Raw genomic sequence first — 12,348 nt, forward strand, 5'->3', positions numbered from 1 at the left:
CGCGGCCGCCAGCGCGACCGCGGTGGTATCCGAGCCGCCGCGGCCCAGGGTGGTGACGTCGCGGGTGTCCTGGCTGACGCCCTGGAAACCGGCGACCAGCACGATCCGGCCCTCGCCGAGGGCTGCCTGCAGCCGCGTCGGCGTGACGTCGATGATCTTGGCCTTGCCGTGGGCGCCGGTGGTGATGACGCCGGCCTGCGAGCCGGTGAAAGACCGGGCCTGTGCACCCAGCGACTCGATGGCCATCGCGACCAGCGCGTTGGAGATCCGCTCGCCGGCGGTCAGCAGCATGTCCAGTTCGCGCGCCGGCGGGGCCGGGCACACCTGCTGGGCCAGATCCAGCAGGTTGTCGGTGGTGTCACCCATCGCGGACACCACGACGACGACGTCATTACCCTGCTTCTTGGCTTCGACGATGCGCTCGGCGACGCGACGGATCCGGTCGGCGTCGGCCACCGACGATCCGCCGTATTTCTGCACGACGAGCGCCACGTCGATCCTCTCAGGGTGTGGGTTACGCGGTCCGATTCAGGATAGAGGGCGGTCGGGGTCCGTTGACTCTGCGTCCCGGGCGACAACGTGCGAGTGGACCGCGCCGTGAACGCAAGGTCAACGTGTAAGCTATAGCGCGTGCAGCGCGTGCTCCTTCTCGGACGCCGCGACGGGGTCTGATCCAGACCGGCTTCCCGTCGCGGGTATTCGCGATGCGCCGGTCTACGAATCTTGAGGGGCCCAATCTCAGGCCCCGCCCTCGAAAACCGGAGCAATCACCGTGAGCAGTATTTCCAAGCCGCCGGGCGAATCCCCCGACGCATTCGCCTCCAGCCGAAACATCATCCGACCCGCGGGTCCACCCAATCCCGACCAGCCCCCGTGGAACACCCAGCGCGGGTCGTCCATGCCGGTCCACCGATACCGACCGTTCGCCGACGAGGTCGAGCCGATTCGCCTGCCGGACCGCACCTGGCCCGACACGGTCATCGACCGGGCGCCGCAGTGGTGCGCGGTCGACTTGCGCGACGGCAACCAGGCACTGATCGATCCGATGAGCCCGGCGCGCAAGCGCCGCATGTTCGACCTGCTGGTCCACATGGGCTACAAGGAGATCGAGGTCGGATTCCCGTCGGCCAGCCAGACCGACTTCGATTTCGTTCGCGAGATCATCACCGAGGGCGCCATTCCCGACGACGTGACCATCCAGGTGCTGACCCAGTGTAGGCCCGAACTGATCGAGCGGACGTTTGAAGCGTGCGCCGATGCTTCTCGAGTCATCGTGCACTTCTACAACTCGACGTCAATCCTGCAGCGCCGCGTGGTGTTTCGTGCCGACCGTCCCGCGGTCCAGGCGATCGCCACCGCCGGTGCGCGCAAATGCGTCGAGGAGGCGGCGAAATACCCTGGCACGCAATGGCGGTTTCAGTACTCGCCGGAGTCCTACACCGGCACCGAACTCGAGTACGCCAAGCAGGTGTGTGACGCGGTCGGCGATATCATCGCGCCGACACCGGACAACCCGATCATCTTCAATCTGCCGGCCACCGTCGAGATGGCGACACCCAACCTCTACGCCGACTCGATCGAATGGATGAGTCGCAACCTGAACCGGCGCGACTCGGTGATCTTGAGTCTGCACCCACACAATGACCGCGGAACTGGCGTAGCCGCAGCCGAATTGGGCCACCAGGCCGGGGCCGACCGGATCGAGGGATGCCTGTTCGGCAATGGCGAGCGGACCGGAAACGTCTGCCTGGTCACGCTGGGCCTGAATCAGTTCTCCCGCGGCGTCGACCCGCAAATCGACTTCTCCAACATCGACGAGATCCGTCGCACGGTCGAATACTGCAACCAGCTGCGGGTGCCCGAACGTCACCCCTACGGCGGCGATCTGGTGTACACGGCATTCTCCGGCAGTCATCAGGACGCCATCAACAAGGGCTTGGATGCCATGAAAGTCGCTGCGGACGAAGCGGATTCGGACGTCGACGACATGCTCTGGCAGGTACCGTACCTGCCGATCGACCCGCGCGATGTCGGACGTAATTACGAGGCGGTGATCCGGGTCAACTCGCAGTCCGGCAAGGGCGGGGTGGCCTACATCATGAAGGCCGACCACGGCCTGGCGCTACCGCGGCGACTGCAAATCGAGTTCTCCCAGGTCATCCAAAAGATCACCGATGGAGAGGGCGGCGAGGTCACGCCCAAAGAGATGTGGGACGCCTTCAACGACGAGTACATCGCCCCGATCCGGCCGCTGGAGCGGATGAAGCAGCGGGTCGACGCCTCCGAAGAGGATCACGGCGTCACCAAGATCATCGCGACCGTCAAGGTCGACGGCGTCGAGACCGAGATCACCGGCGCGGGCAACGGACCACTCGCCGCGTTCGTCGACGCGCTGGGGAGTATCGGCTTCGACGTCTCCGTGCTGGACTACTCCGAGCACGCGATGAGCGGTGGCGAGGACGCCCAGGCCGCGGCCTACGTCGAGGCCTCGGTGACGATCGCGAGCGCGGCACAGCCGGGCGAAGCGGGTCGTCGCCCATCAAGCCCCGCGGGCGTGACGATCGCGAGCGCGGCACAGCCGGGCGAAGCGGGTCGCCCTAATCAGGCCCAGACCGTGTGGGGTGTCGGCATCGCGCCGTCGATCACCACCGCGTCGCTGCGGGCCGTGGTCTCGGCGGTCAACCGCGCCGCGCGCGGGTGACAGTTCAGGCCGAGACCTTCGCCAGCAGCATCCCGGCCAGGGTCTGGGCCTGCACGCAGCTGTCGGCGCCGACGATCAGATAGATCCAGCCTTTGAGCACGTCGACGGTGGCAGGCGGAGCCACGAAGCAGAACGCTTGATCGCCCAATCCGGCGACACTCTGCACGTTGCCGGCGCTCTGCTGGTTGACGCTGAATCCCTTGGATTGGGAGTCGAGGCATTTCCTGTCGACGGGTTGGCCGTCGATGCAGTACTCGTTGTTCCAGTACAGCTTGAAGCTGACGTCGTTGCCTGCCGTCGGGATCGACGTGCATTGCGCTTCGCTCGGGGACTGGCTGCCCTCGGCCGCCGGGAATGCACTGCCCATCACCTTGCTGATGTCGGCCGCGCTGAGCAGACTGCAGAAGTTGTCGGGCACGTGCACGCCGGATCCTTGTGCCGTGGAGCCGCCGTCGTGCGAGCAGGCGCCTGCGATGAATACCGCGGCCGTCACCGCAGCCCACACTCGCCGACGACCGCCGGTCCTGTCCGCACCCATTGCTTGCAGTCAATCAGAACAGCGCGAACTGCTCGCCCGCGCGCGACTCCTCGACCGCGTCGTCGACGCCGGTTCCGTCGACCCCAGTGCCCTCGACAACAGCCCTGATGCAGTCGATGAACATCGCATCGGACACCAACGGCACCCCGAGTTCGTGGGCCAGGGAACCTTTGCCCTGCGCCGGGCGCTGTTGGTTGCAGATCACCAGCGAGGTGTCCCGGTCGACGTCGGCCGCATACGCCAGGCCCGCGTGCAGGATCCGCTCGACCAATTCCTCATGCGTGCGCTCGACCTCGGCCGACAATGCCACCCGCATGCCCTGCACCAGCGGCCCGCCGCGCACATAGGGCCCGGGGTTGCGGTACGGGCAGGCCATCCGGGAGGCGAGCACTTTCAACGGGCGCAGCTCCTCGTGCGTGACCTTCCCATTGGCCCAACGCCGCCGGGTGACCGGCCGGACCGGCAGCCAGACATCGCGTTCGCGGGCCCGTCGGAGCGAGGCGGTCAGCACATCGGTCAGCACGACCGCGTCGTCGAACGCATCGTGCGCTCGCCGCTGCGTCACACCCCAGTGCGCCGCCAGGGTTTCCAACCGCAGGTTGTCGGTGCCCAGATCCAGGCGACGGGCCAGTTCGACCGTGCACATCACGCTGTCGATCGGCAGTTCGACACCGGCCAATTCGGCTTCGGCGGTCAGGAAGCCGTAGTCGAAGGCGACGTTGTGGGCGACGAGTGTTCGGCCGCGGACGAGTTCCACCACGTCACTGACGATGTCGCTGAACTGCGGCTGGTCTTCCAGCATCGCGGCGGTCAGGCCGTGGATGTGGGTCGGGCCGGGATCGACGCCAGGGTTGAGCAGGCTGACCACCGACTGCTCGACGTGGCCCTCGACGTCGAGCGCGAGCACCGCGAGACTGATGACGCGGGCGCTGCCGGGCTTGAAGCCGGAGGTCTCGACGTCGATCACGGCCCAGCCCGCGCCCGCCTCGGTGACCGGCCGCCCCCAGGACGTTGCCCTTGCAACCGCCGCGTTGTCCCGCATGAACCGAGGATTTCACGTCGAGCGGACATCGCCCGGTCGCTGCGCGCCGTGTCGTGAACTTAGTCGCAGGAAGCTGACCCGCTGCGCTCGGAACAGCGCCGAGCTTGCGATCACCCTTAAGACTTCCCACGGGTGACCCGCTGCGCTCGGAACAGCGCCGAGCTTGCGATCACCCTTAAGATGCCCGGGTGATCAACGCCCGCGGACGGCTCGCCCTGGCCGCCGGAGCCGGCGCCCGCTGGGCGTCCCGGGTGACCGGGCGTGGGGCCGGCGCGATGATCGGTGGCCTGGTCGCGATGACGCTGGACTCCTCGATCCTGCGGCAGCTGGGCACCGGCCGCCGCACGGTCGTCGTCACCGGCACCAACGGGAAGTCCACCACCACCCGGATGACCGCGGCCGCCCTGCGGACCGTCGGAGCCGTCGCCTCCAACGCCGAAGGCGCCAACATGGACGCCGGCCTGGTGGCCGCGCTGGCCGCTGATCGGGCCGCTGCGCTGGCGGTGCTCGAGGTCGACGAGATGCATGTGCCCCATGTCGCCGACGCCGTCGAGCCAGCCGTTGTCGTCCTGCTCAACCTGTCCCGCGACCAGCTGGACCGGGTCGGTGAGATCAACGTGATCGAGCGCCGGCTGCGGAACGGGCTGGCCGCGCACCCTGCTGCCGTCGTCGTCGCCAATTGCGACGACGTGCTGATGACGTCGGCCGCCTACGACCACCCCCACGTGGTCTGGGTCGCCGCCGGGGGCAGTTGGACGGCCGACTCGGTGAGCTGCCCGCGCAGCGGCGAGGTGATCGTCCGCAACCATGGACACTGGTACTCCACCGGCGCCGACTTCACCCGACCCAGCCCGCAGTGGTGGTTTGACGACGAAAAGCTTTATGGCCCAGATGGATTGGTGCTGCCGATGACGCTGAACCTACCGGGAACGGCGAACCGCGGTAACGCTGCGCAGGCGGTGGCAGCGGCGGTGACGCTGGGCGCCGATCCGTCGGCCGCGGTCGCGGCGGTGGCCGGCGTCGACGAGGTCGCCGGCCGCTACCGCACCATCGAGGTCGGCGCGCACACCGTGCGCATGTTGCTGGCCAAGAACCCCGCCGGCTGGCAGGAAGCGCTGGCGATGGTGAACAAGGACGCGGCCGGAGTGGTGATCGCGGTCAACGGTCAGGTGCCCGACGGCGAGGACCTGTCCTGGCTGTGGGACGTCCGCTTCGAACACTTCGAGATGGACTTTCATGGGACCCCCGTCGTCGCCGCCGGCGAACGCGGCACCGACCTCGCCGTGCGTCTGGGCTACGCCGACGTCGAGCACACGCTGGTGCACGACACGGTGGCCGCGATAGCCTCCTGTCCGCCGGGGCCGGTCGAGGTGGTCGCCAACTACACCGCGTTTCTGCAGTTGCAACGACTGCTGGCCCACCATGGATGACTCGGTGGTGCGGATCGGCCTGGTGCTGCCCGACATCATGGGCACCTACGGCGACGGCGGCAACGCCGCGGTGTTGCGGCAGCGACTACGGCTGCGCGGCATCGCCGCGGAGATCATCGAGATCACGCTGGACGACCCGGTGCCCGACAGCCTCGACCTGTACACGCTGGGCGGTGCCGAGGACTACGCGCAGCGGCTCGCCACTACCCACCTGATCCGCCATCCGGGCCTGCAGCGCGCCGCCGGGCGCGGCGCGCCGGTGCTGGCGATCTGCGCGGCCATCCAGGTGCTGGGCCACTGGTATGAAACGTCGGCCGGTGAACGGGTCGACGGCGTCGGCCTGCTCGACCTGACCACCTCGCCGCAGCCGTCGCGCACCATCGGCGAGCTGGTCACCTCGCCACTGCCGAGCGGGTTGACGGCGCCATTGACCGGGTTCGAAAACCACCGCGGTGGAACGGTTCTCGGGACGTCCGCGGCTCCGCTGGGCGTCGTGAACAGGGGTGCGGGCAACCGCTTGGGCGACGGCGTCGACGGCGCGGTGCAGGGCAGCGTGTTCGCGACCTACATGCACGGGCCGTGCCTGGCCCGCAATCCGGAGTTCGCCGACCTGCTGCTCGGCGCAGTGGTGGGCGAATTGGCGCCGCTGGATCTGCCCGAGGTGGAACTGCTGCGACGGGAACGCCTGCGCGGGTAGACCTCTCCGGGGGGTGCACTCTTTTTTTGTTTTGTGACCACATGCGATATCACTCCGGCCCGTGATATCGCATGTGGTGACGATTCGTAAAACGTATTAAGCCTTGGACCCAGGTGCCAGAGTTACGGATGTGACTGCGCGGCGGGTCGGTGCGCGGCGGGTCGAGGCGCGGCTCAGGCCATCGCGCGGCGGCCGGTCAGCGCGCGACCCAGGGTCAGCTCGTCGGCGAATTCCAGGTCGCCGCCCATCGGCAGCCCGGACGCGATCCGGGTGACGGTCAGGCCGGGAATGTCGCGCAGCATCCGGACCAGGTAGGTGGCCGTCGCCTCGCCTTCGGTGTTCGGGTCGGTGGCGATGATCACCTCACCGATGTCCACCCCGTCAACCTGCTCGCCGATCCGGTTCAACAACTCACGAATCCGCAGCTGGTCCGGCCCGACACCGGACAGCGGATCCAGTGCGCCACCCAGAACGTGGTAGCGCCCGCGAAATTCGCGCGTGCGCTCGACGGCCTGGATGTCCTTGGGCTCCTCGACGACGCACACCTGCGTACCGTCGCGCCGCGGGTCCGCGCAGATGCGGCAGCGCTCGTCGTCGGAGACGTTGCCGCACACCGAACAGAACCGCACGCCGTTGCGAACCTTGGCCAGCACCGCAGTGAGCCGGTCGATGTCCGGCGGCTCAACCGACAACAAATGAAAAGCGATGCGCTGGGCGCTCTTCGGCCCGATACCCGGCAGTTTGCCGAGCTCGTCGATCAAATCCTGGACCGGTCCTTCAAACACCCAGTACGCCGCCGCCCATACCGCCAGCCAGCGGACCGAGCTGCTCCTGCGCCAGATCGGCAACCTGCTGGGCGGCGTCGGCGAGTGCGCCGACGATCAAGTCCTGCAGCGTGTCGACGTCGTCGGGGTCGACGACCTTGGGGTCGATCTTGACCGCCACCACCTCGCCGCTGCCCTTGACGGTGACCTCGACCAGGCCACCGCCGGCCTCGCCGTGCACCTCGGAGTTGATCAGCCGCTGCTGGGCGTCCATCAACTGTTGCTGCATCTGCTGAGCCTGGGCGAGCAACGCCGACATGTCGGGCTGGCCTCCGGGTTGCATGACAATCCCCTCGCGTCTTGGTATCGACTTGGTTTCGCCTGCGTCGTGCGGGCGGTTCAGAGTTCCAAGCGTAGACGGCGCGGGGCTAACGTGGCGCCGTGCGCATACCTCACCGCCTGCGTGTCGGATCCGCGGCCGCGTCCGCCGCGGTCGGCGTGATCGCCGTCGCCGCCGTCGTGACACCGACACCGCCAATCGCCCTCGCAGCGCCCGGCAATATCGCCGGCATGATCGTGTTCCTCGATCCCGGCCACAACGGCGCCAACGACGCATCCATCAGCCGCCAGGTGCCCACCGGTCGCGGTGGCACCAAGAACTGCCAGGCCCGCGGTACAACGACCGGCGACGGCTACCCGGAGCACACTTTCACCTGGGACACCACCCTGCGGCTGCGCGCCGCGCTCAACGCCCTGGGCGCCCGGACCGCCATGTCACGCGGCGACGACTCCACGGTCGGGCCCTGCGTCGACCAACGCGCCGAGATGGCCAACGCGCTGCATCCGAACGCCATCGTCAGCGTCCACGCCGACGGTGGCCCGCCGGCAGGACGCGGATTTCACGTCAACTACTCCGCCCCGCCGCTCAACCAGGCGCAGGCCGGGCCCGCGGTCCAACTCGCCCGCGTCATGCGCGACCAGATGCAGGCCTCGGGCATCCCCCCGGCCAGCTATATCGGCCAGGACGGCCTCTACGGCCGCTCCGACCTGGCCGGGCTGAACCTGGCGCAGTACCCGTCGGTTCTGGTCGAGTGCGGAAACATGAAAAACCCGGTCGACTCGGCACTGATGGAGAGCCCCGAGGGCCGGCAGAAGTACGCCGAGGCGATGGCCCGCGGTGTCGCCGCGTTTCTCGGCGGCCAAGCCGCCGCGCGTTAGTCTTCGACGACCTTCTTCAGGTTGGCCAGCACCTCGCCCTGGATCTTCTTCAGGCCGAGCGGCGCGAACGTCTTCTCGAAGAAGCCCTTCACGCCACCGGCACCCGTCCAGGTGGTGGTGACGGTGACGCTGGAACCCGGTCCGGCAGGGGCCACCGTCCAATTGGTGACGAGGGTCGAGTTGGCGTCCTTCTCGATCACGGCGTGACCGGCGACGTCGACGCTGGCCTTGATGTCGCGGACCCGGGACTTGGTGGCCTGCAGCTTCCAGCCGGCGACGGTTCCCTGGCCGTGTCCGCCCTCGATGACCCGGTAGTCGTGGTAATGCGACGACAGGATCTTGGGCCGGACGTCCCGGTAGTCGGCAACCGCCGACAGCACAGTGGCGGGCTCAGCGTTGATCAGGATCGTGCTGGCGGCACTGACGTGTCCCATGAGGCCTAACTCCTTTGCGCGGGCTGATGTCGCGGACCAGCGTATAGGTGGCCGTTGGAGCGCTAGGCGCTGAGGCGGCTTACGTCGACGTCCACCGGCTGCAGCCGCGACGACGCGGACCGCTTCTTCAGGCCAAGACGAAATCCCCTGGGCTTCAATGTGATTGATTCGCAGATCTGCAGCCGATAGTCCTGCTCAGGCGCCAGGTCGTAGCGATGCAGGATCATCGCCAGCGTCAACACGGCCTCGTGCAAAGCGAATTGGCGAGCGATGCAGGCCCGCTGGCCCGTCCCGAACGGCTTGTAGGAGTGCGCGCGATTCTTGTTCCGACCTGGCGCGAACCGGTCAGGGTCGAACCGCTCGGGGTCTGCCCACACCCGCGGGTCGCGCTGCAACACCGGCAGCAACACCAGGACCCACTGGCCCTTTTTGATCCGGTACCGGCCGCCCAGGACGGTGTCCTCACGAGCGACCCTCAGATAGCCGGGCGCCGTCGGCCACAGCCGCAGGGACTCGTCGAGCACCGTCCGCGTGTACCGAAGCTTCGCGACGTCCCCGTAGGCCGGCACGGGATGATCGGACTCGCCCCAGAGCGCGTCGACCTCCGCCTTGGCCCGCGCCAGGGCGTCGGCGTTTCGGGTGAGGTAGTACATTGCGAAAGACAGTGCACCCGAGGTGGTCTCGTGTCCGGCGACCATGAACGTGATGACCTGCTGGCGGATATTCACCGGATCCAGCCGACGTCCGGTGGTGGGGTGCGCGGTGTTCAACATCAGGTCGAGCAGATCGGGAGTCCGCGAGTCCGCTCCACGCAGTCGTGCCTCGATGACTTCGTCGACGATTCGCCCCATCGTCGCACCAGCGTGCAGCACGACTGGACGGAGCAGCGGTGCCAACGGCGCGACGGTCGACCAGTTGGCGCACAACAGAGCTCGATTCATTGCAGCGACGAACGGGTGCGGCCGCCGACGGTCGAACGAGCCCAACCGGTAACCAAAGCCGGCGCGCCCGATGGTTTCCAGGCTTAGCCGCGTCATGTCGTCGGTGACGTTCACGCGCTGCCCGCTGTCGGCGACGTGGTCCCACCGCTGGAGCAGCTCCTGGATCACCTCCAGCATGATGCCGTGGTAGCCCTGCATAGCCTCGCGAGTGAACGCCGGCTTGAGGATGTCGTGGGCCAGCCGCCAGTCCGGGTGATCACTCCGGGCCGTGAACAAGGCGTCGCCAGTGATCTCGCGAAGCGCGGTCATGTGGTGCCCGACGTATTTGGTGAAGCGGTTGTCGTCGTGCACCTCAGTGACCAGGTCGAGCCCGCACACGGTGACGATGTCCGTGCCGAACATCCTTCGGGTTGAGATCGGTCCAAGCTTTCTCGCCTGCGGCAGCGAGGACTGGAACGGAATACGCGGATTGAGTCCCACGACGTCGCCCAGGAGAGGCAGTCGAAACGGCGGATGGGGAAGGTCGCTGGTATCCACGATCCTGCGACTGCGCGGCTCCGTTGCGTGCGACGCGGCAAGCGGCGCCGCTTGAACTTCCATACTTGCCATGGTCATATTTGTAACATTACATACTTTTGGCCTCTTTTAATAGACGATGTATAACCTGAGGTTTATTGCCCGCGCCAGCGGTCGGGCGATCCGGCCCGCACGGCGACGTGGGCGAGCACCCTGACTAGTCCGAAGTTACGGCGGCTTTTGCGCGCCGAGATCGACGTTTTGGCGGCAAAGTTTGAGTGGCGGGCCGCCAAAACGTCGATCTCGACGTTTTGGCGGCAACTCCCGGCCCACGACGAACTTACGGCCGTGACCGCTAGCCCTTGTCGATGCGGCGCGCGCCCAGTTCGCTCTGCAGCAGTTCGAGCGCGGCTTCTTCGGGATCGCGGCGCGGCGCCGACGGGTCGTCCTCGTTGGCCTCGGCCAGCATGCTTTCCTCTTCGGCCCGCTGGTCCGATGCGGTGTCGACCGCGGCTTTGGGCGGCGACGGCGGGACTACCCGGCGTGGACGCTCAATCTGCGGCGTTGCCGGGGCCGGTGTTGCGGGTGCTGCCGCCGCGGTCGGCTCGCCGGCTTCGCAGCGCACGCGCCAATCGACGCCCAACGCGTCTTTGAGCGCCTCGGCGATGACGTCGGCATTGCGCTGTTCGCTCAGCCGTTTGGCCAGCGGCGCGGATTCGTGGCTCAGCACCAACGTGTTGCCCTCGACCGCACGGACCGTCGCACCGGCCAGCATCACCTCGGTAGTCCTGCTGCGCTGCCGCACCTTGTCGCGCACGGTCGGCCACAGGGTGCGCACGGCGGCGGCATTCGGTTCGGCCGAGCCCACAGCGGACGGGCCCTCCTCCACCGGGACGGGATCGACCGGAGCCGGCTCGCTCGGGCTGGGCCCCACCGCGGCCGGCTCGGCCGGCGCAGGCGCGGGCGGTTGCACCGGCACCGGCGCCTGCGCCGATGGGCGCACGTATGCGGGTTGCTCGCCTACCGGGATCGACATGTCCAGGCGGGTCTCGATCCGCTCGAGGCGTTGCAGCAGGGCGGATTCGGCATCGCTGGCCGACGGCAACAACAGCCGCGCGCAGATCACTTCGAGCAGCAGCCGCGGCGCTGTCGCCCCCCGCATCTCGGTCAGACCGGCGTGCACGACTTCGGCATAGCGGGTCAGCGTCGCACGACCGATCCGGGTCGCCTGCTCACGCATCCGGTCCAGCACGTCCTCGGGAGCATCTACCACACCCCGAGAGGTGGCGTCAGGAATCGCTTGCAGCACAAGCAAATCGCGGAATCGCTCCAACAGGTCGGTGGCGAACCGCCGCGGATCGTGACCGGCGTCGATCACCGACTCCACCGCGCCGAACAACGCGGCGGCATCCCCGGCGCCCAGCGCGTCGACGGCCTCGTCGATAAGCGCCACGTCGGTGGCGCCCAGCAGGCCCAGCGCCCGCTGGTAGTTGACCCGGTTACCGTCGGCCCCGGCCAGCAATTGGTCGAGCACCGACAGGGTGTCGCGCGGCGAACCACCGCCGGCGCGGATCACCAACGGGAAGACCGCGTCGTCGACAACCACGTCCTCCTGGGCGCAGATCTTCTCGACCAGGCCGCGCATGGTCCGCGGCGCCAGCAGCCGGAACGGATAGTGGTGGGTCCGCGAGCGAATCGTCGGCAACACCTTCTCCGGCTCGGTGGTGGCGAACACGAAGATGAGGTGGTCGGGCGGCTCCTCGACGATCTTGAGCAGCGCGTTGAACCCGGCGGTGGTCACCATGTGCGCCTCGTCGACGATGAACACCCGGTACCGCGACTGGGCCGGCGCGTAGAAGGCGCGGTCCCGCAATTCGCGGGTGTCGTCGACACCACCGTGGCTGGCCGCGTCGAGCTCGACGACGTCGATGGTGCCCGGCCCATTGGGCGCCAGGCCGACGCAGGAGTCGCATACCCCGCAGGGCGTGGCCGTCGGCCCCTGCTCACAGTTCAGCGAGCGGGCCAGGATGCGCGCCGAGGAGGTCTTGCCGCAGCCGCGGGGACCGG

The 12,348-nt window shown here is 67.9% G+C and carries 12 protein-coding genes; 4 read left to right on the forward strand and 8 right to left on the reverse strand.

Annotated elements, in window-relative coordinates:
* Positions 1-492 (reverse strand): amino acid kinase family protein (locus AC2VOU_RS11655; RefSeq protein ID WP_486957520.1); only part of this gene is annotated, 492 nt, incomplete at its 3' end.
* 289 nt (positions 493-781) lie between these two features.
* Here AC2VOU_RS11655 and leuA point away from each other — a divergent pair.
* Positions 782-2,701, forward strand: coding sequence for a 2-isopropylmalate synthase (leuA, locus tag AC2VOU_RS11660; protein ID WP_486957528.1), 1,920 nt, complete (start codon positions 782-784; stop codon positions 2,699-2,701).
* Positions 2,702-2,705: 4 nt separating this feature from the next.
* On the opposite strand, the gene AC2VOU_RS11665 is transcribed toward leuA, so the two are convergent.
* Positions 2,706-3,239 carry a hypothetical protein gene (locus AC2VOU_RS11665; RefSeq protein ID WP_486957521.1) on the reverse strand — a complete coding sequence of 178 codons (534 nt, stop codon included), beginning with the start codon at positions 3,237-3,239 and terminating at the stop codon, positions 2,706-2,708.
* Between the two features lie 13 nt (positions 3,240-3,252).
* Entirely contained in the window at positions 3,253-4,281 is a 1,029-nt protein-coding gene (locus AC2VOU_RS11670) for a DEDDh family exonuclease (protein WP_486957522.1), read from the reverse strand.
* Positions 4,282-4,469: 188 nt separating this feature from the next.
* Here AC2VOU_RS11670 and AC2VOU_RS11675 point away from each other — a divergent pair, with 188 nt between their 5' ends.
* Together AC2VOU_RS11675 and AC2VOU_RS11680 are read left to right on the forward strand one after the other, a co-directional pair.
* Positions 4,470-5,711 (forward strand): MurT ligase domain-containing protein, encoded by a 1,242-nt coding sequence (locus AC2VOU_RS11675; protein WP_486957523.1) that lies wholly within the window; start codon positions 4,470-4,472, stop codon positions 5,709-5,711.
* Positions 5,712-5,715: 4 nt separating this feature from the next.
* A complete protein-coding gene (locus AC2VOU_RS11680; protein WP_486957529.1) occupies positions 5,716-6,408 on the forward strand; it encodes a type 1 glutamine amidotransferase in 693 nt (230 codons plus the stop codon).
* 173 nt (positions 6,409-6,581) lie between these two features.
* On the opposite strand, the gene recR is transcribed toward AC2VOU_RS11680, so the two are convergent.
* Positions 6,582-7,193 carry a recombination mediator RecR gene (gene recR / locus AC2VOU_RS11685; protein WP_486938446.1) on the reverse strand — a complete coding sequence of 204 codons (612 nt, stop codon included), beginning with the start codon at positions 7,191-7,193 and terminating at the stop codon, positions 6,582-6,584.
* A complete protein-coding gene (locus tag AC2VOU_RS11690) occupies positions 7,186-7,515 on the reverse strand; it encodes a YbaB/EbfC family nucleoid-associated protein (RefSeq protein ID WP_486938445.1) in 330 nt (109 codons plus the stop codon). The genes recR and AC2VOU_RS11690 overlap by 8 nt, the downstream gene beginning before the upstream one ends.
* Before the next feature lie 98 nt (positions 7,516-7,613).
* Here AC2VOU_RS11690 and AC2VOU_RS11695 point away from each other — a divergent pair, with 98 nt between their 5' ends.
* Positions 7,614-8,390, forward strand: coding sequence for an Rv3717 family N-acetylmuramoyl-L-alanine amidase (locus tag AC2VOU_RS11695; RefSeq protein ID WP_486957524.1), 777 nt, complete (start codon positions 7,614-7,616; stop codon positions 8,388-8,390).
* On the opposite strand, the gene AC2VOU_RS11700 is transcribed toward AC2VOU_RS11695, so the two are convergent.
* From AC2VOU_RS11700 to AC2VOU_RS11710, 3 genes are all read right to left on the reverse strand, one after another.
* Entirely contained in the window at positions 8,387-8,824 is a 438-nt protein-coding gene (locus AC2VOU_RS11700) for an SRPBCC family protein (RefSeq protein WP_486957525.1), read from the reverse strand. The two genes, AC2VOU_RS11695 and AC2VOU_RS11700, sit on opposite strands and share 4 nt — an antisense overlap.
* Before the next feature lie 62 nt (positions 8,825-8,886).
* On the reverse strand, positions 8,887-10,365 hold the full coding sequence (locus AC2VOU_RS11705) for a cytochrome P450 (RefSeq protein ID WP_486957526.1): 1,479 nt from the start codon (positions 10,363-10,365) through the stop codon (positions 8,887-8,889).
* A 271-nt stretch (positions 10,366-10,636) separates the two neighbouring features.
* The coding region (locus AC2VOU_RS11710) for a DNA polymerase III subunits gamma/tau (RefSeq protein ID WP_486957527.1) at positions 10,637-12,348 on the reverse strand (1,712 nt) is incomplete at its 5' end.

Source organism: Mycobacterium sp. TH-M25, assembly GCF_057473665.1.

Bases quoted from the DNA above. Each gene is read 5' to 3' on its own strand.
- AC2VOU_RS11670 (WP_486957522.1), bottom strand. From the start codon at position 4,281: ATGCGGGACAACGCGGCGGTTGCAAGGGCAACGTCCTGGGGGCGGCCG.
- AC2VOU_RS11705 (WP_486957526.1), bottom strand. From the start codon at position 10,365: ATGGAAGTTCAAGCGGCGCCGCTTGCCGCGTCGCACGCAACGGAGCCG.
- AC2VOU_RS11690 (WP_486938445.1), bottom strand. From the start codon at position 7,515: ATGCAACCCGGAGGCCAGCCCGACATGTCGGCGTTGCTCGCCCAGGCT.
- AC2VOU_RS11665 (WP_486957521.1), bottom strand. From the start codon at position 3,239: ATGGGTGCGGACAGGACCGGCGGTCGTCGGCGAGTGTGGGCTGCGGTG.
- AC2VOU_RS11700 (WP_486957525.1), bottom strand. From the start codon at position 8,824: ATGGGACACGTCAGTGCCGCCAGCACGATCCTGATCAACGCTGAGCCC.